Annotated in this window: 18 protein-coding genes; 8 read left to right on the top strand and 10 right to left on the bottom strand. The window is 73.0% G+C overall.

Annotation, left to right across the window (positions count from 1 at the left end; translation table 11 throughout):
• Positions 1 to 2: 2 nt before the first annotated feature.
• A complete protein-coding gene (locus tag DQ241_RS13780) occupies positions 3 to 917 on the bottom strand; it encodes a glycosyltransferase family 2 protein (protein WP_113830746.1) in 915 nt (304 codons plus the stop codon).
• A 158-nt stretch (positions 918 to 1,075) separates the two neighbouring features.
• On the opposite strand from DQ241_RS13780, the gene glf reads away from it, so the two are divergent.
• Complete coding sequence (gene glf, locus DQ241_RS13785; RefSeq protein ID WP_113830747.1) at positions 1,076 to 2,263, top strand: UDP-galactopyranose mutase; 1,188 nt, start codon at positions 1,076 to 1,078, stop codon at positions 2,261 to 2,263.
• A 25-nt stretch (positions 2,264 to 2,288) separates the two neighbouring features.
• Here the strand turns inward: glf and DQ241_RS13790 are convergent, their stop codons facing one another.
• Positions 2,289 to 3,599 (bottom strand): acyltransferase, encoded by a 1,311-nt coding sequence (locus DQ241_RS13790; protein WP_147252381.1) that lies wholly within the window; start codon positions 3,597 to 3,599, stop codon positions 2,289 to 2,291.
• A gap of 125 nt (positions 3,600 to 3,724) precedes the next feature.
• Here DQ241_RS13790 and DQ241_RS20615 point away from each other — a divergent pair, with 125 nt between their 5' ends.
• From DQ241_RS20615 to DQ241_RS13805, 3 genes are read left to right on the top strand one after another with little or no spacing between them, the layout of a single operon-like run.
• Positions 3,725 to 5,650 carry a DUF6541 family protein gene (locus DQ241_RS20615; RefSeq protein WP_158545938.1) on the top strand — a complete coding sequence of 642 codons (1,926 nt, stop codon included), beginning with the start codon at positions 3,725 to 3,727 and terminating at the stop codon, positions 5,648 to 5,650.
• Positions 5,651 to 5,700: 50 nt separating this feature from the next.
• Positions 5,701 to 7,317 (top strand): glycosyltransferase, encoded by a 1,617-nt coding sequence (locus tag DQ241_RS13800; RefSeq protein ID WP_113830749.1) that lies wholly within the window; start codon positions 5,701 to 5,703, stop codon positions 7,315 to 7,317.
• Complete coding sequence (locus DQ241_RS13805) at positions 7,314 to 8,216, top strand: glycosyltransferase family 2 protein (RefSeq protein ID WP_199584513.1); 903 nt, start codon at positions 7,314 to 7,316, stop codon at positions 8,214 to 8,216. Before DQ241_RS13800 ends, DQ241_RS13805 begins: the two co-directional genes overlap by 4 nt.
• A 6-nt stretch (positions 8,217 to 8,222) precedes the next feature.
• Here the strand turns inward: DQ241_RS13805 and DQ241_RS13810 are convergent, their stop codons facing one another.
• From DQ241_RS13810 to DQ241_RS13830, 5 genes are all read right to left on the bottom strand, one after another.
• Positions 8,223 to 9,134, bottom strand: a complete 912-nt coding sequence (locus DQ241_RS13810; RefSeq protein WP_233492427.1) for a glycosyltransferase — start codon at positions 9,132 to 9,134, stop codon at positions 8,223 to 8,225.
• Positions 9,131 to 9,907, bottom strand: a complete 777-nt coding sequence (locus tag DQ241_RS13815; protein ID WP_113830751.1) for an ABC transporter ATP-binding protein — start codon at positions 9,905 to 9,907, stop codon at positions 9,131 to 9,133. Before DQ241_RS13815 ends, DQ241_RS13810 begins: the two co-directional genes overlap by 4 nt.
• Positions 9,908 to 9,909: 2 nt before the next feature.
• Entirely contained in the window at positions 9,910 to 10,749 is an 840-nt protein-coding gene (locus DQ241_RS13820; RefSeq protein ID WP_199584515.1) for an ABC transporter permease, read from the bottom strand.
• Positions 10,750 to 10,841: 92 nt separating this feature from the next.
• The gene (locus DQ241_RS13825) at positions 10,842 to 12,776 is read right to left on the bottom strand and encodes a SpoIID/LytB domain-containing protein (protein WP_113830752.1); all 1,935 of its coding nucleotides are present in this window, start codon (positions 12,774 to 12,776) and stop codon (positions 10,842 to 10,844) included.
• Positions 12,766 to 14,745 (bottom strand): N-acetylmuramoyl-L-alanine amidase, encoded by a 1,980-nt coding sequence (locus DQ241_RS13830; protein ID WP_113830753.1) that lies wholly within the window; start codon positions 14,743 to 14,745, stop codon positions 12,766 to 12,768. Before DQ241_RS13830 ends, DQ241_RS13825 begins: the two co-directional genes overlap by 11 nt.
• 550 nt (positions 14,746 to 15,295) lie before the next feature.
• On the opposite strand from DQ241_RS13830, the gene DQ241_RS13835 reads away from it, so the two are divergent.
• The 4 genes from DQ241_RS13835 to DQ241_RS13855 all read left to right on the top strand — a co-directional run bounded on the left by DQ241_RS13835 (position 15,296) and on the right by DQ241_RS13855 (position 20,321).
• Positions 15,296 to 16,672, top strand: a complete 1,377-nt coding sequence (locus DQ241_RS13835) for an LCP family protein (RefSeq protein WP_233492428.1) — start codon at positions 15,296 to 15,298, stop codon at positions 16,670 to 16,672.
• Positions 16,673 to 16,883: 211 nt separating this feature from the next.
• Positions 16,884 to 18,533 (top strand): LCP family protein, encoded by a 1,650-nt coding sequence (locus DQ241_RS13840; RefSeq protein WP_233492429.1) that lies wholly within the window; start codon positions 16,884 to 16,886, stop codon positions 18,531 to 18,533.
• A 32-nt stretch (positions 18,534 to 18,565) separates the two neighbouring features.
• A complete protein-coding gene (locus DQ241_RS13845) occupies positions 18,566 to 19,357 on the top strand; it encodes a TIGR03089 family protein (protein ID WP_113830755.1) in 792 nt (263 codons plus the stop codon).
• 271 nt (positions 19,358 to 19,628) lie between these two features.
• The gene (locus DQ241_RS13855; protein ID WP_113830756.1) at positions 19,629 to 20,321 is read left to right on the top strand and encodes a bifunctional 2-polyprenyl-6-hydroxyphenol methylase/3-demethylubiquinol 3-O-methyltransferase UbiG; all 693 of its coding nucleotides are present in this window, start codon (positions 19,629 to 19,631) and stop codon (positions 20,319 to 20,321) included.
• 285 nt (positions 20,322 to 20,606) lie between these two features.
• Here the strand turns inward: DQ241_RS13855 and DQ241_RS13860 are convergent, their stop codons facing one another.
• Genes DQ241_RS13860 through DQ241_RS13870 form a run of 3 tightly spaced genes read right to left on the bottom strand, consistent with a single transcriptional unit; the run spans position 20,607 to position 23,529 of the window.
• The gene (locus DQ241_RS13860; protein ID WP_113830757.1) at positions 20,607 to 21,764 is read right to left on the bottom strand and encodes an acyl-CoA dehydrogenase family protein; all 1,158 of its coding nucleotides are present in this window, start codon (positions 21,762 to 21,764) and stop codon (positions 20,607 to 20,609) included.
• Positions 21,765 to 21,788: 24 nt separating this feature from the next.
• Positions 21,789 to 22,268 carry a 5-(carboxyamino)imidazole ribonucleotide mutase gene (purE, locus tag DQ241_RS13865; RefSeq protein ID WP_113830819.1) on the bottom strand — a complete coding sequence of 160 codons (480 nt, stop codon included), beginning with the start codon at positions 22,266 to 22,268 and terminating at the stop codon, positions 21,789 to 21,791.
• 49 nt (positions 22,269 to 22,317) lie between these two features.
• Entirely contained in the window at positions 22,318 to 23,529 is a 1,212-nt protein-coding gene (locus DQ241_RS13870) for a 5-(carboxyamino)imidazole ribonucleotide synthase (RefSeq protein WP_199584517.1), read from the bottom strand.
• Positions 23,530 to 23,581 lie beyond the last annotated feature (52 nt).

Here is a 23,581-nt window from a genome sequence, read left to right on the forward strand (position 1 = left end):
GGTCAGCCCTTCCGCGCGGGGCGCAGCTCGTCGGCGCCGCGCTGGAACCGCGCACCCGCTGCCACCCGCCCGCTGACGTAGGAGACGAGCATCCGACCGCCCAGCCCCGCCCGGAGCAGCACGCGCAGCGGGGCGTGCCGCCGCCGCGGGTACTGGCCGGAGAGGTAGCGCAGCGCGCTGGTGTGGTGCACCCGCTGCATCCGGTGCGGCTCGCGCCGGGTCGCGTGGCCGCCCTCGTGCACCACCACGGCCGATGGCGCGTACACGTGCAGCCAGCCGCGACGACCCAGCCGCTCGGCCAGGTCGACGTCCTCGAAGTACATGAAGTAGCCGGGGTCGAAGCCGCCGACGGAGTGGAACGCCGCCAGGTCGACCAGGAAGCAGGAGCCCGAGAGCCAGCCCGCCGTCCGCTCGCGCGGGCTCTCCCGCTCGCGCCGGTACCGCGCCGTCCAGGGGTTGGCCGGCCAGACCCAGCCCAGGAGCGCGTGCCCGGCGCCGGTGCTCAGCGACGGCAGGTCGCGGGCCGACGGGTAGAGGTCGCCGTCCGGGGTCCGGATCGCCGGCCCGACCGTCGCCGCCCGGGGCCAGCGCGCCGCGACGGCAAGGAGCTCGTCGACCGATCCGGGCTCGAACCGCACATCGGGGTTCGCGATCAACGCATAGCCCTCCGTGCGGTCGGCCAGGCCCGCGTTGGCCGCCGCCCCGTAACCGATGTTCCCGCCGGTGCGCAGCAACCGGACGTGCGGGTGCCCGGCCGCGGACCGCTCCGGCGCCCCGTCGGTGGAGCCGTTGTCGGCCAGCACCACCTCGACCGGGCGGCTGGTGGCCTGCGCCAGCGACTCGACGAAGCCATCCAGCGCCTCGCCCGGCGAGTAGGTGACGGCGACCACGCGCAGCGGCGTCGGGGCGTCAGGCACCCGACCACCCTAGCCACGGCCCCTTCCGCGCGATCCGTTCCGCCGCGCTCTCGACGGCCGGGACCGACACCGCAGGCGCACACTGGTGTCGCACCCCCGACTCCACGAGCGCGGCCAGGCGCGGGCCGAGAGCGACCACGGCGGTATCGTCGCCGGGCGTGACCACAGGTAGCCCTGACGTCGTCGTCGTCGGTTCCGGATTCTTCGGCCTGACCGTCGCCGAGCGGGTGGCGAACGAGCTGGACAAGCGCGTGCTGGTGATCGACCGCCGCGACCACATCGGCGGCAACGCCTACTCCGCCCCCGAGCCGGAGACCGGCATCGAGGTGCACGTGTACGGGGCGCACCTCTTCCACACCTCGAACAAGCGGGTGTGGGAGTACGTGAACCGGTTCACCTCGTTCACGAACTACCAGCACCGGGTCTTCACCATCGTCGGCGGGCAGACCTACTCGATGCCGATCAACCTGGCCACGATCTGCGGCTACTTCGGCAAGAGCTTCTCCCCCGACGAGGCGCGGGCCCTGGTCGCCGAGCAGGCCGGCGAGCTCGACACCGCGTCGGCGGCCAACCTCGAGGAGAAGGCCATCTCGCTGATCGGTCGGCCCCTCTACGAGGCCTTCATCCGCGGCTACACGAAGAAGCAGTGGCAGACCGACCCCACCGAGCTGCCCGCCGAGGTCATCGCGCGGCTCCCGGTCCGCTACACCTTCGACAACCGCTACTTCAACGACACCTACGAGGGCCTGCCGGTCGACGGCTACACCGCCTGGCTGACCCGCATGGCCGACCACCCGAACATCGAGGTGCGGCTGAACACCGACTACTTCGACGTCCGCGACGAGCTGCCCTCCGACGTCCCCACCGTGTTCACCGGGCCGATCGACAAGTACTTCGACTACTCCGCCGGCGAGCTGGGCTGGCGCACCCTGGACTTCGAGACCGAGGTGCTGCCGATCCGCGACTTCCAGGGCACCTCGGTCATGAACTACGGCGACGAGGACGTGCCCTACACCCGGATCCACGAGTTCCGGCACTTCCACCCCGAGCGCGACTACCCGACCGACAAGACCGTCGTCGTGCGCGAGTACTCCCGCTTCGCCGAGAGCGGCGACGAGCCGTACTACCCGATCAACACCCCCGAGGACCGCGCCAAGCTCGAGACCTACCGCGAGCTGGCCACGAAGGAGGCCGCCGAGAAGCGCGTCCTGTTCGGCGGCCGCCTCGGCACCTACAAGTACCTCGACATGCACATGGCGATCGGCTCGGCGCTGACCATGTTCGAGAACCGGATCCGGCCGTTCTTCGACCAGGGCGCCGCCCTCGACGGCCGCCTGGAGGACTGACTCCCGGGCGGACGACGGGGGCCGCTCACCTCGCGGCGGGTGCTCGGTCCAGCCCCACGCCGCCGTCGGCCGCGGCCACCGCCTGCGGGTCGACCCGGCCACCGACGACGGTGTCGCCGGCCGGCTGCAGCGTGGGTAGCTCGGGGGCCCGCTCCGCGTCCTCGGCAGGGACGTCGACGACCATCGTCCGCATCTTGCGCTGGGCAGGCTCCTCCACGAAGCGCCACAGCAGCCAGCCGGTCAGGCAGGCCAGCACCGGGACGGCGATGAAGTAGGACCTGGCCACGAGCGAGTCGTCGGGGAGAGACCCCGGCCACCTGGTCTGCAGCGCCCAGAACGGCTCGATGACCAGCACCATGTGGGTCAGGTAGACGCTGTAGGAGATCCGCCCGCCGAACACGAACGGTTCGGTCGCCAGCAGCCGCGAGAGGCCGGAGCGGCTCAAGGACAGCCCGATCAGCAGCAGCGGGAAGAACAGCACCGCGAGGATCCGGGCGGCGGGCCGGTCGATCCCGTAGGTCAGGTACAGCGTCCCGACGACGCCGACCACGGACACCCAGGTGAGCACGGTCGGCCAGGACCGGTGCGGGTGCTCGTCGATGTGCGCCCACACCTTTCGGACGACGAGCGCGGCCAGGGAACCGGCCACGAACCCGCCGGCCAGCCGGATGAGCCACAGGTACGGGCCGTAGAGGCTGATCGACCCCAGGATCATCAGCGGCACGAGCACGGCCAGGCCCAGCCAGATCAGGGTGCGCGCCCGCACCGCCCGGTCCAGGCGGAACAGCAGCAGGGCCAGCACCGGGAAGGCGAGGTAGGCCAGCGCCTCGGCACTCACCGACCAGGCCGGGCCGTTCCAGGTGAGCCGGTCGTAGCCGGGCTCGTCCCACAGCACGACGAGGAAGAACTGGCGCAGGAAGCTCATCGCGGACAGGTCCTCCGGCGGCACCGGGTCCTCCCAGCCCACCACCGGCAACCCGGCGTGCCAGATGCCGGCGATGAGCAGGGTGACGGCGTACGCCGGCCAGATTCGGGCTATCCGCGCCCACAGGAAGCGCGCCGTCCGCGACCGGGCCAGCCGCACTCCAGCGGCGTCGACGTAGTTGATCGTCAGCACGAAGCCGCTGAGCGCGAAGAAGAGGTCGACGCCGAGCAGCCCGGAATCCAGGATCGGCCAGAAGGCCTCGGCGACGTCGGGGAAGGCGGCGCGCAGGTTGCCCCGGATGTGGAAGACGACCACGAGGAGGGCAGCGACTATGCGCAGACCGGTGAGTGGTCGGATCTCCGGGATCCGGCGGGGCAGCCGACTCAGAGCCACCGGCTGCTGTGCAGTCATGCCCGGCACAGTAAGGCAGCACCGGACGGCGGCGGCGACACCGCTCCAGAGTCCCCGGCGTCCCCGGCAGGGTCCGCGGCCCCCCTAGACTGGCCCCCCGTGTACGCGACTCCGCCGGGCCCCACGTGAGCTCCGCGCCGGTGATCGCGGCCGCGCTCGCCCTCCTGCTCGTGCCCGGCTTCGTGCTCGGCCTCGCCCTGGGCCTGCGCGGATGGGTGCTCGTGGGCTCCTCCCCCGCGCTGACCGTCGGTGCGGCCGGGGTGCTCGCCGCCTGGTACGGGATGACCGGCATCGCGTGGACGACGACGAGCACGCTGGTCGGGCTGCTCGTGCTGTGCGCCGTGGCCGTCGCGTGCGCCCGCCCCTGGCGGGGACACGCCAGCCCCTGCGCCATCCGCTATGGGCTTCATCACCATGTCGCGATCGGCGCGGCGCTCGCCGGCACCGCCGTGGTCGGCGCCCTCGCGGTGCAGCGCGGCACGCAGAACCTCGAGGGCATCCCGCAGTACTGGGACGCGATGTTCCACGCGAACGCCGTGCGCTACATCGCCGAGACCCAGGACGCCGCCCCCTCGGCGCTCGCGGCCGTCGCCCAGCCGGCCAATCCCGACTACTACTACCCGCACACCTACCACTCCCTCGGGGCGCTGCTCTTCGACAGCGGCGTGGAGCCGGTGCAGACGGTCCTCAACAGCCTCTCAGCCTGCTTGCCTGCCGTGTTCGCCCTCTCGCTGGTGGCGCTGCTGCGCGTCGTGGCACCCCGGCCTGCGATGGTCTTCGCCGGCGCGCTCCTCGCGGGCATGTTCTCCGCCTTCCCCTACGACCTCGTCAACTTCGGCCCGCTGCTCCCGCTGGCGCTGGCGATCGCCGTCCTGCCCGCCGCCTGCGGGCTGCTCGTGCGGCTGGTCCGCTCCCCGAGCGTCGGCGTCGCCGGCGCGCTGGCCGTCGCCGCCGTCGGGCTCCTCACCACCCACCCCAGCGCCGCCGTGGCCGCCGCCCTCCTCATGGCGCTGCTGCTCCTGACCGGCCGGCGCACCGACCGGCCGTGGCGCGACCGCCGCACGCTGCTGGCCGTCGTCCTGACCGCTGCCGCCGCTGTCGTGCTCGCGTCCCCGGGCCTGCGCGGGCTCACCGGGGTCGCCGGGAACGCGACGGAGATCGACTGGCCGGCGACCGAGACACCGGGCGGCGCGGTGGGTCGGCTCCTCCTCTTCAACCACGAGACGCTGTGGCCGCAGTGGTGGCTGGCGCTGCTGCTCCTGCTGGGTGCGGTGGCCGCCCTGCGGAGCCCTGCCCTGCGCCCGTTCCTCGTCGGCGCCGGTGTCTTCCTCGCCCTCTTCGTCCTCGCGGCCTCCTACGACACCGCCGTGTCGCTGCGGCTCACCTCGGTGTGGTGGAACGACCGCTGGCGGCTGGCCGCGTTGTTCGTCGTGCCCGCAGCCGTGCTCGCCGCCGCCGGCTTCGTCCGGCTCGAGGACTGGGTCCTACGGCTGCTGGACCGGCTGCCGGGCCGCCCGCCGCCCGCCGCCCTGGTCGCGCGCGGCTCCGTCGTCGTCGGGCTGCTGGCCGTGCTGCTCGTCCTGCTGACCCCGAACGGCTACCTGGAGCGCAACACCCGGCAGGTCTCCCTGCCGTACAGGGACGGCCCCACGGTGTCCTCCGGCGAGGAGGCGGCATATGCCGAGTTGGCGCGACTCTGGGACGGTGGCACCGTGCTGAACGATCCCGCCGACGGGTCCCCGTGGGCGTACGCCTTGGAGGGTCTGCCGCTGGTGTTCAAGACGCCCCTGACCCAGCCGTCGAGCCCGGAGCAGTTCGGCAGCGACCGGATCACGCTGATCGAGGACTTCGCACCGGAGCGCGACTCCGCCGCGGTCGAGGACGCCCTGGAGTCGCTGGACGTGCGCTGGGTCATCGTCGGCGAGGGGTTCGCCACCGACACGGTCTCCCGCGCCCCGGGCCTCGAGGGCCTCGACGCCGTCCCCGGCCTCACCGAGGTGTGGTCGAACGACGCGGCGACCATCTACCGGGTGGAACGAGGTACGAGCTGAACTCCGCACGACCGACGCCGGACCGAACGGACGAGAGAGGCACCACCGACATGACCAGCCAGACCCCGCTCGGGCCGGGCGCATCCCGCGTCTACTCGGTGCACGAGGCGACGTGGTGGGAGGAGCTCGACGACCGGGAGCGGCGGCTGCTCGACGGCGCGCTCACCGTGTCCGTCCTGACGCACCCGCGCCGCGTCCTGCGGGTGCTCGCCCACCGGGGGGAGGCCGGCGCCGTGCCCGAGACGACGGGCTGGGCGGTCGCCCGCATGACGTGGGACGGCGCGTCCGGGCCGGTCGCGCTCGTCACCGTCTCGGGCGCCGCGGACGCTGACGCACCGGACGACGTGGAGCCGCTCGACCTCGTCGTCGACCTCGGCGGCGAGCGGCCGGAGTTCGTGCAGGCCAAGCCGCTCACGCCCTCCCCGTTCCACCGGGCGCACTTCGCCGCCCGGTCGCGCGCGCCGGTCGCCTTCGACGCGCTCCGCCAGCGGCGCACCGACCAGCTGGAGCGCCGGCCCTCCCGCCGCGACATCCCCCGGACCCGCTCGGCCCCGCGCAGCGCTGCCGCCGCACCGCCTCCCGGGGACAAGCCCCGCGCGGTCCTGTTCGGGCTGCACTGGCTGGAGCTCGGTGGCGCCGAGCGCTGGGCCCTGGAGTGCATCCAGGCCGCGGCCGAGGCCGGCTTCCTGCCGATCGTCCTCACCGACCGGGCCAGCAGCAGCCCGTGGGTGACCCGGCCGGAGCTGGCCGACGCCGTCTTCCTGCCGATCACCTCCCCGCTGGAGGCCCACCAGGACGCCACCCTCCTCAACGGCCTGTTCGACGCCTTCGACATCCGCGGCATCCACCTGCACCACTGCACGTGGCTCTACGAGCGGCTGCCGTGGATCCGGGCCCGGTTCCCGTGGGTGCACATCGCCGACTCGCTGCACATCCTGGAGTGGCGCACCGGCGGGTTCGTCGAGATCGCCGTCCGGGTCACCGACGCGATCGACGTGCACCACGTCATCTCGCCGCAGTTGCGCGACTACCTGATCCAGGACATGAAGGTGCCGCGGGAGAAGGTCGTGCTGGCCACCCTCGCCGACCTCACACCGACCACGCGCGCGCCCGCCCTGAGGCGCGACGGGGGGACCACGGTCGCCTTCGTCGGCCGGCTCACCCAACAGAAGCGGCCCTACCTCTTCCTGCGGCTGGTAGCCCGCCTGCGGCGCGACCTCCCCGACGCCCGGTTCGTCATGCACGGCGACGGCGAGCTGGCCGACGAGATCCGCACGATGAGCCGCCGGCTCGGCCTCGGGAGCGTCCTCGAGATGCGGGGCGTGGACCAGCCGGTGTCCGAGACCCTCGACGACGCCGACGTGCTGGTCATCAGCTCGGACAACGAGGGTGTCACGCTGACCAGCTTCGAGGCCGCCGCCCACGACGCGCTCGTCATCAGCGCGGACGTCGGTTCGCAGCGCTCGGTGGTCGTCGACGACCTGCTCTGCCCCCGCCACCCGCTGCCGTTCCTCGCGGCGGCTCGTGAGCGGGTCATCACCGCCGTGACCGACCCCGAGCAGCGCGCACGCTGGGCCGCCGAGCAGCAGCGCAAGGTGCAGGCCTTCGCTGCGCTCCCCCACGCCCGCGAGTGGACGCGCGACCTCTACAAGGAATGGAACGCATGACCCTCTCCGTCACCGCCGTCGTGGTCACGTACAACCGCGCGGACAAGCTCCCGACCGTCCTCGACAAGCTGGCCGCCCAGTCGCGCCCGGCCGATCGGGTGCTGGTCATCGACAACGCCTCGACCGACGACACCCCCGCGGTGCTCGCCGAGTACGGCGCCCGGCCCGGGATCGAGGTCGTGCGGCTGGACACCAACACCGGCGGCGCGGGCGGCTTCGCCACCGGCATGAAGCTGGCCTACGAGGGCGGCGCCGACTTCGCCTGGATCATGGACGACGACTGCTACGCCGAGCCCGACGCGCTCGCGGAGCTGCTGTCCGGTCTGGACGCGGCCGAGAAGCAGATGGGCATGCAGCTGCCGTTCGCCTGCTCGGTCGTGCAGTGGGTCGACGGCGACGTCTGCGAGATGAACAACCCCGGCACCACCTGGGACTGGGGCCGCCTGCTCGTCCGCGGCCTGCCCGTGGTGCTCGTCGAGCACTGCTCGTTCGTGTCGGTCCTCGTGCCGCGCTGGACGATGGCGAAGTACGGGCTGCCGCTGAGCGAGTACTTCATCTGGTTCGACGACCAGGAGTACACCCGGCGGATCACCGCCGCCGCGCCGGGCATCCAGTGCCTGGACAGCCGCGTCGTGCACGACCTGCCCACCAACCGCGGCGTCAACTTCGCCGACGTCAACGAGCGCAACCTCTGGAAGTTCTCCTACGGCGTGCGCAACGAGGCGTCCTACCAGTGGCACCACGTGGACAAGGCCGCCGCGCTGCGGTTCGCCCAGCGGGTGCACCGCGGGCTGAAGGAAGGCCGCGTGCCGCGCAAGCTGCGCCTCGAGCTGGCCAGGAAGTTCCTCGAGGGCCTGACGTTCGACCCGAAGCCGGAGTTCCCCAAGACCGTGCTGTGAGCCGGGTCAGCCGGCGCGGGTGAGCCGCTCGCGCCGGCCGGCCCGGGTCAGCCGCAGCCACTCGCGCAGGCCTGCCCAGTCGCCCCGGCTGAGGAAGAAGTAGCCGAACCGGACGTACTCCAGCGGCGCCATCCAGCGCATGCCCGGCCGGGCGAGCAAATAGCCCCGGTTGCGGTAGGTGTAGTACCGCTTGACCTCGTTCTCCGGGTACTGCGCCGACAGCCGCCCCCCGAGGATCGGCACGAACTCCGTCGTCCCCTCAGGGTGCAGGTAGAACGCCCTCGTGGCGGTGCCGAAGCGCAGCCCCGACCGGCGCAGCCGGCGGTGGATCTCGGTCTCGTCACCGCGGAAGAACAGCCGGCTGTCCGGGACGCCGACGACATCGAGCGCCGCGGCGCGGAACAACGCACCGTTGAACAGCGACGCGTAGCCGTGGATGACGTCGACGTCGGCGAACTCGCCGGCGGTCCGCCGCCACCGCAGGCCGCGGCGCAGCGGGAAGGCCAGCCGAGCCGGGTCGCTCTCGTCGGCGACCATCGGCGAGACCTCGGCCAGGTCGTGCTGGTCGGCCACCCGCAGCAACGTCTCCAGGACGTCGGGGGTGGCGGCGCGGCCGTCGTCGTCGGCGCACCACACCCAGTCCGCCCCGAGCGCCAGCGCGTGCAGCATGCCCAGCGCGAAACCACCGGCACCACCGAGGTTGCGCTCGCTGGGCAGGTACGTGATCGGCAGCCCGCTGGCCCGCGCGACGTCCTCCACCGGATGGTCGGGCCCGTTGTCGACGAGCACCACGTGGTCCACCGGCCGGGTCTGCTCGGCGATCGCGGCCAGGCTGCGGCCGAGCAGGTCCCGCCGGTGCCGGGTGACGATGACGGCGACGATGCGGCCGCCGGCAGTGCCCGTGAGGTCGTCGCTCACGCGGGGGTGCCCTTGTAGGCCCGCAGGACCTCCTCCAGCTCGCCGTGCTGCTTGACCCGCCCGTGCTCCATCCAGATCGCCGAGTCGCACAGCTCGCGGAGGAACTCGTCGGAGTGCGAGGCGAAGACCAGCAGACCGGAACGCTCGACGAGATCGGCCAGGCGGCGCTTGGACTTCTCCAGGAAGGCCGCGTCGACCGCGCCGATCCCCTCGTCCAGGAGCAGGATCTCCGGATCGATGCTGGTGACCACGCCGAGGGCCAGCCGGACCCGCATGCCCGTGGAGTAGGTGCGCAGCGGCATCCGGAGGAAGTCGCCGAGCTCGGTGAAGTCCGCGATGTCGTCGACCCGCGCCTCCATCTGCTTGCGGGTCATGCCGAGGAACAGGCCCCGGATCATGATGTTCTCCAGGCCGGAGATCTCCGGGTCCATGCCCACGCCGAGGTCGAAGATCGGCGCCACCCGGCCGCGTATCTCCGCGACGCCGCGGGTGGGTTCGTAGATGCCGGCCAGCAGCCGCAGCAGGGTCGTCTTGCCCGCGCCGTTGTGGCCGACGAGGGCCACCCGGGCCCCGTGCTCGAGGTGCACGTTGACGTCGGTCAGCGCCTCGATGATCGGCACCTTGCTGGTGCTGGCGATGTTGCCCCCGACCAGGCCCATGACGGTCTTCTTCAGCGAGCGGCTCTTCGCGTCGAAGATCGGGAAGTCGACGCAGGCGTCCTTGGTCGTGATGCTGACCTCGCGACGGCCGTCGGAGGCGGATTCGGTCGACATGCTCACACCCAATACGAGACGCGGGACCGGTAGCGGCGCAGGACGAACAGCGCCGCCGCCCACCCGACCACGGCGATGACCAGGACGACGACCCAGTGGCGCAGGTGCTGCTCCTGCCCGAGCAGCGGCCGACGGATGATCTCCAGGAAGTGCAGGAAGGGGTTGATCTCGGCCAGCCGAGCCCGCTCGGCGATCGCCGGGTTCTCGCTGGCGAGGAAGTCCTCGTAGATCCACACGATCGGCGTCATGAAGAACAGCAGCTGCACGAGGCTCTGCGTGATGGGCGTCAGGTCGCGGAACCGCGTGGTGATGATGCCCAGGAGCACGGCTATCCAGGCGCCGTTGACCATCAGCAGCGCGAACGCGGGGATGGCGAGCAGCACCGTCGCGCTCAGCGGCTGCGGGAAGATCACCAGCATGACCAGGTAGACGATCATGTTGTGCGCGAAGAGCAACGTCTGGCGCCAGACCAACCGGTAGACGTGCACGCTCAGCGGTGCGGGCAGGTGCTTGATCAGCCCCTCGTTGGCGATGAAGACGTCGGCGCCCTCGAGGATGCACCCGCTGATGAAGCCCCAGACGATGAACCCGACCAGGATGTAGGGCAGCTGGTCGGCGAGGCTGTTGCCGAAGAGGCCGGCGTAGAGGATGCCCAGCGCCACGGCGGTGACCGCCATGCTGATCGTGATCCAGATCGGCCCGAGCACCGAGCGGCGGTAGCGCTGCTTGATGTCCTGCCAGCCGAGGTGACCCCACAGCGAGCGCTGCCGCCACCCCCCGGCCAGGTCGTCGACGGTCCGCGACCAGCTGCGGGACGGGGACTCGGGTGGGACGGTCGGCACGGGCACTGACGGTACCTGTCCGATCGCCTCTGCCCGGGAGGACCTGGGCACCGGCGACCCAGTGGTCACCGGTGCCCCAGGGCCCACCCGGTTCAGTACGAGCGGGCGACGCCGACGACGTCACCACCCGCGCCGGCCGCCCAGCGACCGACCACCGGCACGTCACCGCGGTCGCCGAAGCCGAAGCTCAGCTCCCCGCGGCCGGACACCCAGTCGTTGCGCAGGTAGAAGGTGCCCGCGTTCAGGATGCCGAGGGTGTCGGTGCCGTTGCCGTCCCAGTCCCCGGTCGCCGGCAGGTCCCCGGGGCTGCCGTAGGCGACCGAGGCGGCCGTCGTCGCCACGAGGTTGCTGTTGGTCAGGTGGAACCAGCCGTTGCGCCACACCCCGACGGTGTCGAACGAGTCACCGTTCCAGTCGCCGGCGATCAGCCGGTCGCCCCGGTCGCCGAAGCCGAACGAGCCGTCGGCGACGCCGGTCGAGTTGCTGTTGCGCAGGTAGACCATGCCGCCGCGGAAGACGCCGACGGTGTCGGTGCCGTTGCCGTCCCAGTCACCGCACACCGGCTGGTCCCCGGGCTGGCCGAACGCGAAGACCTGCTGCGCGACGCCCCCGCCGGGGACGTCGGTCGTGTAGAACACGCCCCGGCGGAAGATGCCCAGGGTGCTCACGCCGTCGCCGTTCCAGTCGCAGGCCAGCGGGATGTCACCGACCTGGCCGAACGGCACGGGGACGGCCGAGGCGCCCGGCTGGTTGCCCGACGCCCGGTAGACGAACGGCTGCACCGGCGGCGCCGGCGGGGCCTGCGGGCCCGGTCCGGCCGGAACGCCCCCGCCGACGTCGACGGAGAACCAGTCCGAGCGCAGGCCCAGCCGGGAGCGGACGTCGTTGCCCGTCACGGTCACCGTCTTCGCCGTCCCGGAGATCTCGACCGCGAGCACCCGGCCGCCGTCGGCCCCGAGGCCGTTGCGGCGGGTGACCTGGATGCCGGTCAGCTCCCCCACCCCGAATGCGCTCACCACCCGGGAGGCGGGCACCTTCGTCGTCCAGTTGTGGTACGGCGAGGCGGTGTCGCCCTCGTCGACGACGGCCGGGAAGGCGCCGCCGGCGGTGTAGCCGCCGGTGGACGAGCTGAACTCGGTGCGCACGATCGCGCCGGCCGGTGTGCGCATCACGACGCCCGCGGTACCGGCGATGGCGGCGTCGGTGCGCCGGTCCTCCACCGAGGAGCCGTTGATGCCGGCTCCCGAGTACACCTGGCAGGAGGTGGTGTCGCAGGTCTTGGCCCAGCTGGAGCGGTTCTCCGCCCAGGCGTAGGACCGGGCGGCCACGGCCTGGGCCTTCAGCGCCTCCATGCCCTTGCCGCCGGCGGCGTCGCCCCAGCTGGCCGGGGACTCACGCGGCACCACGCCGCGGAGGTAGTCCTCCATGCGGACGGTGTTGACGGTCCGCTGCCCGTTGCCCGTCCAGACCACCGAGAGCTCCCCGCGGTACTGCCGGGTGCCGGTGGGGGTGCAGAGGCTGAGCATGGCGTTCAGGTCCCCGCCGGGCTCCACGGTCGGCGCCACGCGGGAGGTGCCGATCGGCGTCGTCCAGACGGCCGGCGCCGCGCAGCCGAAACTGGTGGTGAGCAGGAAGCTGCCGTCGGGACGAGCGGTGACCCGCGCCGCGGAACCGGCGGAGACGTGCACGCCGCCGACGGTGAAGTCCCGGCCCGACGTCACCACGAGGTCCAGGCCGTCCTGGGCGGTGAGCTGGACGCCCACCGGCCCGTCGGGCTGCGCCGAGATGACCGTTCCGCCGTAGTAGTGGCCGACGATGTCCCGGTACGAGGCCCCGGCCGTGGCGTAGCCGTAGGAGCCCCACTGCCCCAGGCCGCGCCCGTGGCCGTAGCCGTGCCCGGTGATGGTGATGTCACCGGTCACGGTCGCCTGGGCCGGCGCCGCGACCGTCACGCCGGCGGCCAGCCCCGCGGCGGCCAGGCCGACGACGACCCCGCGACGGAACCGGGTCCGCAGCTCAGTACCCACGGCTGATCCCCACGGTCGTCGTGTCGTTGCCGTCCCAGTCCGCGACCAGCGGCCGGTCCCCGCGGTCCCCGAAGTGCACGGTCAGGTCGCCGCGCGTGCGGATCAGGGAGTTGGCGAAGTAGAAGGTCCCGTTGCGGAACACCCCGATGCTGTCCTTGCCCGAGCCGCTCCAGTCACCCGCCACCGCCACGTCCGTGCGGTCCCCGAACGGGGTGACCCCGGCCGCGAGCGGGACGAGGTTGCTGTTCGTGTAGTACACCGCGCCGGCCTGGAAGACGGCGACGGTGTCGAACGGGTCGCCGTCCCAGTTCCCGACGAGCGGCTGGGCATCGACGTTGCCGTAGCCGAAGGACCCGTCGGCCCGGCCGGAGGTGTTGCTGTTCTTCAGGAAGAACACGCCCTTGCGCCAGAGCCCCACGGTGTCTTTGCCGTCCCCGTCCCAGTCACCGCAGAGCGGCACGTCACCGGGGTCGCCGAAGAAGAAGTCCGCGGACGCGGGAGCGGCGGTGGCGTTGGAGTCGAAGAGCAGGAACCTCCCGCGGCGGAACAGCCCGATCGTCTCGTTGCCGCTGCCGTCCCAGTCGCAGGCCAGCGGCACGTCACCGGGCACCCCGCGGTCCGTCGTCCACTGCGCCACCCCGCCGACGTTGTCGTTGCGCAGCATCGTCTGGGCCGGCACCGGGGCGGCGACCGCCTCGGCCGGGCCCTCGGAGGCGACCTTGGCCGCGGCCAGGTCGCGGATGTCACCCAGGCGGCTGTAGACGTGCTTGCCCGGGCAGGCCGTGGCACCGACGTCGCGGTGGCCGAAGATGGTCGGCAGGGTGACCGCCCGGCCGGCGGGGTACTTCGACGTACCACCGCCGCTGGAGGTGAGCACCGTGGTGCCCTTCGGGTCGACGCCGTGGAGCGAGAGCTTCCACGCGGCGACCGCAGCGGCCGTCTCGATCATCGCCGCCGACGGGGTGACCAGCTCGTAGTTGCCGAGCAGCGAGATGCCGAAGGTGGAGGTGTTGAACCCGCCGGCGTGCGCCGCGATGACGGTGCTGGCCAGGCCGCCCGAGCGGCCCTCCCAGGCCCGGCCGAACTTGTCGACGATGACGTTGTAGCCGATGTCGCCCCACGCCCGGCTGACGGCGTGGTAGGCGTAGATCGAGCGCATGATCGCCGGCACGTCGGCGGCGGCGTAGTCGTTGCTGTCCGCGGTGTGGTGGATCGTGGCGGCCTTGAGCGTCGGCGCGTACTCCGGCCCCCAGGTCATCAGCCCCTCGTCGGCCCCCCACTGGGCCCGCGAGTAGATGGCCGGCATCGTCATCGCCGCGTGCGCCGTGTCGGTGATCGTCGGCGCCCCGGGGACGTCGTCGGCCGGGCTGCTGCCCGGGTCGATGAGCTCGAGCTGCACGTCGCGGGGCTCGGAGCCGTCGACGGCCTGCACGATCACCTCGACGCCGCGCGAGGGTCCGGTCCACAGCGGATCGGTGCCACCCCGGACGGCGCCCGACGGCCCGTCCTCGCTCAGCTCCACGTCGTCCTGCTCGAGGGTCTGCCACTCGCCCCACGCGCCCTCGGCGTTCTTGGTGCGCACCTGGACCTGGACGCCGACGACCGACTCGTCCTCGGACCAGGTGACCCCGATCGCGGAGAACGGCTCGGTGTCGGGCCGGGAGACGGTGAGCGCGGGCACGCCGTCGAGCTCCTCGCCCGAGGCGGCGACCGGGTCCTGCGGCGACGGATCGGCCGGCAGCACCGCGGCGCCCTCGGCCACGTCGGCGTCGGGGCCGGCGTCGACGACCGCGCCGTCGGCGGTGACGACGGCGTCGTCCCGGGGTCGGTCCACCGAGCCCAGCTCCACGCCTGCGATCGAGGGCTCCACCGGCGTCGCCGCCGGCGCCGGAGCGGCGTAGACGGGCAGGACGAGCACCATGCCGGTGAGCATGAGGAAGGCGGACGAGCCTACGAGCAAGCGGCGCACGGGATGGTTCCTCCGGAGAGACGACGAGGGCCCAGGCGCACCTGGCAACAGGGCGCCGCAGGCAGCTTCACCGGCCGGCACGCTCCGGTTCCGAAGGCGCGCCGGTCACCCTCGGTAGTTTTTCGCACACGGCCGATCGACATCGGCGCACTCCCCGGCCCGCATGACCGTGTCGTGCCACAGCCACCCCACTGACCTCCAGCGCCCCCACCCGTCCCGGGCTCGACCCCCGGTGCGGGAGAGGGAACGGTCCCGGCCGTGTCGCGGGACCCGCAGCGACGGCGTCCGTGGTTAGCCTGGCCGCTGAGCTCCTGCGACCGCATCGACGCCGCCGCTGTCGCGCTCCGTCCGCGCACCCGCTCCTGCCTTCGTGAGGGATCCCGTGAGCCACCACCCAGACCACGACGCCGGAGAGCCCGGAGGCCGAGCCCTGCCGGCACGGGTCGACCCACGGGCAGGACGGGCCCCGAGACGGCGCCCGGCGGGACCTGGACCGGCCCCCCGACCCGCTGGCGGGCGGCGACCGGCGCGGCGGCGGATCGTCACGGCAGTGCGCCTTGTCGCGGCCGTGCTGACGGTGGCCGTCCTGGGGGCGAGCGGCTGGGGCTGGCACCTGGGGCGCCTGGCCGACGCCAGCGTCCACCGCACCGACGCGATCCCCACGGAGGGGAACGCCGGCCGCAGCGAGGCGATGAACCTGCTGCTCGTGGGGAGCGACAGCCGCAGCCGGCTCACCCCGGAGCAGTTGGCGCAGCTGAACGCGGGCGAGGACTCCGGCCTCAACACCGACACCATGATCCTGGTCCACGTGCCGTCCGACGGATCCCAGGCCTCGTTCGTCTCGCTCCCCCGCGACTCCTGGGTGGAGATCCCGGGGTACGGGCAGGACAAGCTCAACGCCGCCTACTCCTTCGGCTACCACGGCGCACCCGAGGGCAGCGACGACGCCGCGCGGCAGGCAGCCGGGGCCCAGCTGCTGATCCAGACCATCAGCGGTCTCACCGGCCTGCAGATCGACCACTACGCAGAGGTCGACCTCCTCGGGTTCTTCCAGCTGTCCAACGTGCTCGGCGGCGTGGAGGTCAACCTCTGCGCGGCCGCCCGGGACTCGTACTCGGGCGTGAACCTCCCGGCCGGTGTGCAGACGATCAGCGGTGAGCAGGCGCTGGCCTTCGTCCGGCAGCGGCACGGGCTCGAGCGGGGGGACTTCGACCGGATCGTCCGCCAGCAGACGTTCATCGCGGCGATGCTCCGGAAGATCCTGTCGGAGAACGTCTTCTTCGACCTCGGCAAGCAGCGCGAGCTCGTCGAGGCGGCGGCCGGCGCGCTGACCGTCGACGAGTCGCTGGACCTCTTCGGCCTCGCCGAGCAGATGCAGGCCGTCACCGCCGGCAGCATCGAGTTCCAGACCGTCCCGTACGTCGGGGACGACGAGGACGAGAACGGGCGCTACATCCTGCGCCTGGCGGACGAGGAGACGCTGCACGACTTCTTCGCCGACCTCTCCGCCGAACCCGACGCCCCTCCCGCCGAACCTGCCGAGCCCGCCGACACCGTGGCGCCCGGGGAGGTGCCCGTCGCCGTCTACAACGGTTCGGGGACCGCGGGGCTCGCCGGCGAGACGGCGGCAGACTTGGAAGCAGCGGGCTTCGTCGTCACCTCCACCGGGAACGCCGACAGCAGCGACTACGCGACGACCGAGATCCGCTTCGCACCGGGGGACGACGCGCTGGCCGCCACGGTGGCAGCGGCCGTACCCGGAGCCGCCACGGTGCCGTCGGACGACGTCGCCGGCGGGACCGTGCAGCTGGTGCTGGGCTCGGACTTCGCGGGAGTCGGCGCCCCGGTGACCGCGTCCACCGCTCCCGCGGCACCGGCCGACGAGGCGGCCGCGCGGACCGCGGCGGACACGACCTGCATCAACTGAGGCAACAGCTCCCGACGCTGGACCAGTTCGTCACCGGTACCTCTCCGGGTTCCGCGGACCCCCGCCCCGTGTGACAGGAGCGGTCACCGGGGACTCCCGGTGGCCGCGGGGCGGCGCAGACGTGTCGCGCGTCCCGACCCCCCTGACGCGTGCCTAACCTCTGCCGGAACCGGCGACCGGCCGCCGAGCCAGAGCACAGGAGGTACGCGGGGTGCAGCACGACTGGACGGCAGCGGCGCACGGACGCCCGCTCCCGGCGCGGCTGGACCCGAGGCTCGGCCGCCCGCTCCCGGCGCGGCTGGATCCGCGGCTGGGCCGGCCGGCCCCGCGCCGCGGGACGCCGACCGGCGCACCGCGCTCGTCGAGCGGGTTCGGGCGGGCGCTGGGGCTGACCGTGCTGGGCGCCCTGCTCCCGGGGTCCGCGCTCCTCGCCGCCGGCTACCGGAAGGCGGGCTGGTGGCTGCTCGGTGGTTTCGCCGCCGCCCTCGCCGGCGTGGTGTGGCTGGCGACCGCCGGCCACGACGTGGCCCTGCAGATCGCCGTGAACCCGACCGTCCTAGTGCTCGTCATCGCGGCCGCGACGGTGGGGGCCCTGGCGTGGGTGCTCGTCGTCGTCGCCGGCTACCGCCTCCTGGCGCCGGGCACGACCGCGGCCGGTCCGCGCCTGATCGGCGGCGTCGTGGTCGTCCTGCTGTCCCTGGGGATCGCCGCGCCCGCGTTCGAGGTGGTCCAGCTGGCCGCGGCGCAGCGGGACCTGCTCACCAACCTGTTCGCGGCCGGCAGCGACGCCGACGACATCCCGGCCGGGACCGCGGCGGACCCGTGGGGCGACAAGGACCGGGTCAACGTGCTGCTGCTGGGCGGCGACGGCGGCGACGGCCGGGACGGGGTGCGGACGGACACCGTGATCGTGGCCAGCATCGACACCGAGACGGGCGCGACGACGACGTTCAGCCTGCCGCGCAACCTCCAGGAGCTGCCCTTCCCCCCCGGCAGCCCGCTCGCCCAGGTGTACCCGGACGGCTTCGACGCCGGCAGCGAGAGCGAGAGCCTGCTCAATGCCGTCTACCGCAACGGGCCGGCCGCCCATCCCGACGTGCTCGGTGACGTCGCCGATCCGGGCGCGGAGTTCCTGAAGCAGGGCGTGGGCGAGGCGCTCGGGCTGCCCATCGACTACCACGTGCTGATCAACCTCGAAGGCTTCAGCCAGATGATCGACGCCCTGGGCGGGATCACCGTGGACGTGAACTACTACGTGCCGATCGGGGGCGAGCCGACCCTGGGTCACCTGCCGCACGCCTACATCGCGCCCGGCCCTGACCAGCTGATGGGCGGCGACCGAGCGCTCGACTACGCCCGCGGTCGGTTCGGGCTCGACGACTACCAGCGGATGGACCGCCAGCGGTGCGTGCTGGACGCCATCGTGGCGGCGGCCGACCCGATCACCCTGCTCACCAGGTACCAGGAGATCGCGGCGACGACGCAGGACATCGTGAGCACCGACATCCCGCAGGCGGTCGTCGGCCGGCTGGCCGACCTCGCGTTGAAGATCAAGGACGCCGGTATCCGCAGCGTGGTCTTCGACGACTCCGTGATCCGTCCTGCCTATCCGGACTACGACCGGATCCGCAGCATCGTCGGGCAGGCCCTGGCCGACCCGGGGGCTCCCGGCGCCGCACCCGCGCCCGAGGCCCCGGCGGCCGTCCAGGCCGGCCCGGGTACCACCGCGGTGGCCGGCCCGGTGCCCGCGCCCACCGGACCGGCTCCGTCCCCGGCCACCGCGGCGGCCGACGCCTGCGCCTACGACCCTGTCGCCGCCCAGGAGGCGCTGGCCCAGGGGCAGCCGCCGACCAGCAGGTGAGGTCGCACCGCGGACCTGGGATCCTGGCGCCCATGCCTCCCTCCGGCCCGGCCGCCCTGCTCGCCCGTGACCGCGATCGCGCCCGGCCGCTGCTGACCTTCTACGACGACGCCTCCGGGGAGCGGACGGAATTGTCGGCCACCACCCTGGCCAACTGGGTCGCCAAGACCGCCAACCTGCTGCAGGACGAGTTCGACGTGGGCCCGGGGAGCGTCGTCGCCGTCGTCCTGCCGCCCCACTGGCAGACCGCCGCGGTGCTGCTGGGGGTGTGGAGCTGCGGCGCGGCCGTGCTGGACACCGCGGCCGAGCACGACGGTGAGCTGGCGGCGGCCGACGTGGTCCTGTCCACCCAGGACAGGCTGCCGGAGCTGGCGGAGGTGGACCTGCCGGACGACGTGCTCGGCCTGTCGCTGCACCCTCTCGGGCTGGGCATGCCGGGTTACACCGGCCCCGCCCGGGACTTCGCGCTCGAGGTGCGGACCCACGGGGACGTGTTCGTCCCGCTCGTACCGCCCGATCCCGCCGCCCCCGGCCTGCTCCTGGGAGAGCTGACGCTCTCGCTGGCCGGGCTCGTCGAGAGCGCCGAGCAGCTCGCGGGCCTGCTCGGGATCGCTCCCGGGGACCGCATCATGGTGGACGAGGAAACCGCGGCCGAGGCCGGACCCGTCACCTGGCTGCTGGCCCCCCTCGCCGCCGGGGCGTCGATCGTGCTGTGCCGGCGCCCGGAGGGCGGCGCCCTCGTGCGGCGCGCCGAGACCGAGCGGGTCACCGCCACCCTCGGCCTGCGGATCGACGGGGTGCGCCAGCTGGGTCGTCCCGCTTGAGGGCACGGCTGGCGGCCGGCACGACGGAGCGGCGGCCGGGGCGCGCGACCTCCACGCGGGGCTGGCGGCCTCCCGGCTCGGGGACCGGGAGGCGGCGCGCGGTGCGCTGGACGCGCTGCGCACCCGTCCGGGGTGGTCGGCGTGGCCGGGGACGACCGGCTGGCGGCGGTCTCCCGGCTGCTGGACCGAGCAGCCCGACGCACTCCACCCCGGGCGCGGCGCAGCCTAGGGTCGGGACCATGGCCCGCATCGACCACCGCCGAGGAGTCCGATGACCGAGCGCTCCACGTCCACGCCCCCCGACTTCGCTGCCGTCCCGGACCGGCCGGTTCCGGCCGGCGAGGGAGCCGGGGACCCGACCGGGACCTCCGCTGCCGACACCGCCTCCGTCGCCTACACCGAGCGGCTGGCGCGCCTCGGCGGGGTCTCGTGGAAGCAGTGGCTCGACGTCCAGCGGCCCTACCGCTGGAACGTCCGCCGGCTCAACCTCGGCCGGGTGCTGGACGTCGGCTGCGGCATCGGCCGCAACCTGGCCCACCTCGACGGCAACGGCGTGGGGATCGACCACAACCCCACCTCGGTCGCCACGGCCCGGGCCCGGGGGTTCACCGCCTTCACGCCGGACGAGTTCCGCGGCGGCCCCTACGACCGGCCCGATTCCTTCGACACGCTGCTGCTCGCCCACGTCATCGAGCACGTGCAGCACGCGACGGCGCTCGAGCTGGTCCGCGAGTACCTGCCCTACCTCCGACCGGGCGGCCGGGTGCTGTTCATCTGCCCGCAGGAGCGGGGATGGGCCTCCGATGCCACGCACGTCCGGTTCGTCGACCTCGCCGGCCTCGCTGCCCTGAGCGCGGAGCTGGGTCTGACGGTCGAGCGCTCGTTCTCCTTCCCGTTCCCCCGGTGGGCCGGCAAGGCGTTCACCTACAACGAGTTCGTGGTCCTGGCCCGGAAGCCGTCCTGATCCGCTGAGCCCGCTGGTGGGAGCTACCTCCTCAGGAGGTTCCGGGCGATCGCCGTGCGCTGGACCTGGGGGGTGGTAGGGCCTGGCGGTCGGTCGACCGGTTCGGCGAGGGCCGCTCAGGCCGGTGAGCTGGACGGATGAGTGCTCGCCACCGATGGCGTGGTCCTCCGGATCGGCGGCACCGACGGCAGCGGTGGTAGCTGTCATCGCTCGGCTGATGCTCCCAGCCCATCACCGGGTTGACCCGCGAACCTCGTTCCACGACCTGCGATCGCAGGCTCTGGCCTACTTCCGCAGGAGGTTCCGGGCGATCACCATGCGCTGGACCTGGTTGGTGCCCTCGTAGATCTGTGTGATCTTGGCGTCGCGCATCATCCGCTCGACCGGGAAGTCCTGGGTGTAGCCGGCACCGCCGAACAGCTGGACCGCGTCGGTGGTCACCTGCATCGCGGTGTCGGAGGCGAACGCCTTCGCCGCGGCGGAGACCCGGGTGACGTCGGGGCGGCCCTGCTCGCCGGCGGCCGCGGCCACGTAGACCAGGTGGCGGGCCGCCTGGATCTTCATGTCCATGTCCGCCAGCATGAACTGGACGCCCTGGAAGTCGCCGATGGCCGTGCCGAACTGCTTGCGCTCCTTGACGTAGGCGATCGAGGCGTCGAGCGCCCCCTGCGCGACGCCGACGGCCTGGGCGCCGATGGTGGGCCGGGTGAAGTCCAGGGTGCGCAGCGCGGTCTTGAAGCCGGTGCCGGGCGCGCCGACGATCCGGTCGGCCGGGATGGCGCAGTCGGTGAAGTAGAGCTCGCAGGTGGGCGAGCCCTTGATGCCCATCTTCCGCTCCTTCGGGCCCACGGCGAAGCCGGGGTCGTCGCGGTGGACGGCGAAGGCGGAGATGCCGTTGGCGCCCTTCTCCGGGTCGGTGACGGCCATGACCGTGTACCACTCGGAGACCCCGGAGTTGGTGATCCAGGCCTTGGTGCCGTTGAGCACCCAGGTATCGCCCTCGAGGCGGGCACGGGTCTTCATCGCTGCGGCGTCGGAGCCGGCCTCGCGCTCGGACAGGCCGTAGCTGATCATCGCGTCGCCGGCGGCGATCGGGGCGAGCACCTTCTGCTTGAGCTCCTCGGACCCCGACAGGATGACGGGCATCGAGCCCAGCTTGTTCACCGCGGGGATGAGCGAGGCGCTGACGTCGACGCGGGCGACCTCCTCGATCACGATGCACGTCGCGATCGCGTCGGCACCCTCGCCGCCGTACTGCTCGGGGATGTGTGTGGCGTGGAAGCCGGCGGCGGTGAGCGCCTTCTGGGCCTCGACGGGGAACCGCGAGTCGGCGTCCACCTCGGCGGCGAAGGGCGCGATCTCGCGCTCGGCGATGTCGCGCACCGCCTCCCGGATGGCCTCGTGCTCCTCGGTCAGCGCGTACAGCCCAGCGTTGCTACTCACGGGTAGCAGATTACGCCCGGCTGCTCAGCTCTCGGTACCGAGACGCTCCTGGAGGGTGAGATCGCGGGCGAGGACCGACTCGGCGAGCTCCTCCTGGAAACGGCTCACCGCTGCGCGCAGCACCTCGTCCGAGGCGGCCAGGATGCGCACCGCGAGCAGGCCGGCGTTGCGCCCCCCGCCGATGCTCACCGTGGCCACCGGCACCCCGGCCGGCATCTGGACGATCGACAGGAGGCTGTCCAGGCCGTCGAGCCGGTCGAGCGGCCGGGGCACGCCGATCACCGGCAGCGGCGTGGCGGCCGCGACCATGCCGGGCAGGTGGGCCGCTCCTCCGGCGCCGGCGATGATCACCTGCAGGCCTCGGCCGGCGGCCGACTCGGCGTAGTCGAGCATGCGGCGCGGGGTCCGGTGCGCGGAGACCACGTGCGCCTCGTACGGCACGCCGAACTCCTCGAGCGCCTGCGCGGCCGGCTCCATGACCGGCCAGTCGGAGTCGCTGCCCATGACGATGCCCACCACGGGCGCGGCGCTCGGCTCGGTCACACCCTGCTCCTCAGTGCTCGTGCTCGTGCTCGAAGGCGAAGGCCGGGTCGACGACGCCGTCGGCCAGGTAGCGCGCCGCGGCCACGGCCCGCGCCCGCACCTCGGTGACATCGGTGCCGAGCGCCGTGAGGTGGCCGAGCTTGCGGCCCGGCCGCTGCGACTTGCCGTACCAGTGCAGCTTCACGTCCGGCCAGTGCGCCATCAGGTGGTGCATCCGCTCGTCGAGGGCCGGGCCGGACCACCCCGGCTCGGCGGCCGCGCCCCCCAGCACGTTGGCCATCACGGCCACCGGGGCGGTCATCGCCGTGGACCCAAGCGGGTAGTCGAGGACGGCCCGGAGGTGCTGCTCGAACTGGCTGGTCACCGCTCCCTCGATCGTCCAGTGGCCGGAGTTGTGCGGCCGCATGGCGAGCTCGTTGACCAGCACGCCGTCCGGGGTCTCGAACAGCTCGACGGCGAGCATGCCGACGACGCCCAGCCGGTCGGCGATGCGCACCGCCAGCTCCTGGGCGGCGGACGCCCGCTCGTCGGGCAGGTCCGGCGCGGGAGCGATGACCTCGGCGCAGACGCCGTTCCGCTGCACGGTCTGGACCACCGGCCACACCGCCACCTGGCCGAACGGCGAGCGGGCGACCTGCGCGGAGAGCTCGCGCACCATCGCGACGCGCTCCTCGACCAGCAGCGTGCCGTGCCGCTCGAGCAGGTCGGCCACCTGGTCCGGACCGTCGACGACGAACACACCCTTGCCGTCGTAGCCCCCGCGCGGTGTCTTCAGGACCACCGGCCAGCCCACCTGGTCGGCGAAGCCGGTGACCTGGTGGACGGTGTGCGCCTCGACCCAGGCCGGCTGCGGTTCACCGGCTTCGCCCAGGACCCGGCGCAGCACGAGCTTGTCCTGCGCGTGCACGAGGGCCTGCGGCCCGGGCGCGACCCGGTGCCCCGCGGCCTCGAGAACGTCCAGGTGCTCGGTCGGCACGTGCTCGTGGTCGAAGGTCAGCACGGTCGCCCCTTCGGCCAGGTCGCGCAGCGCGGCGAGGTCGCGGTGGTCGCCGATGCGGACGTCGGCGGCGACGAGCGCCGCTGATTCCTCCGCCGAGGCGGCGAGGACGCGCAGCGACTGGCCCAGCGCGATCGCTGCCTGGTGCGTCATGCGGGCGAGCTGACCGCCGCCCACCATCGCGACGACGGGCAGCCCGGTGCGCGGGTCCACGGGAGCGGCCATCGCGCAGAGGTTAGCCGAGGGCCCCGACCCACCCTGGGCTGCGCCCCGGCAC

It is taken from the genome of Blastococcus sp. TF02A-30, from assembly GCF_003319185.1.
In the GTDB taxonomy this organism is placed as follows: domain Bacteria; phylum Actinomycetota; class Actinomycetes; order Mycobacteriales; family Geodermatophilaceae; genus Blastococcus.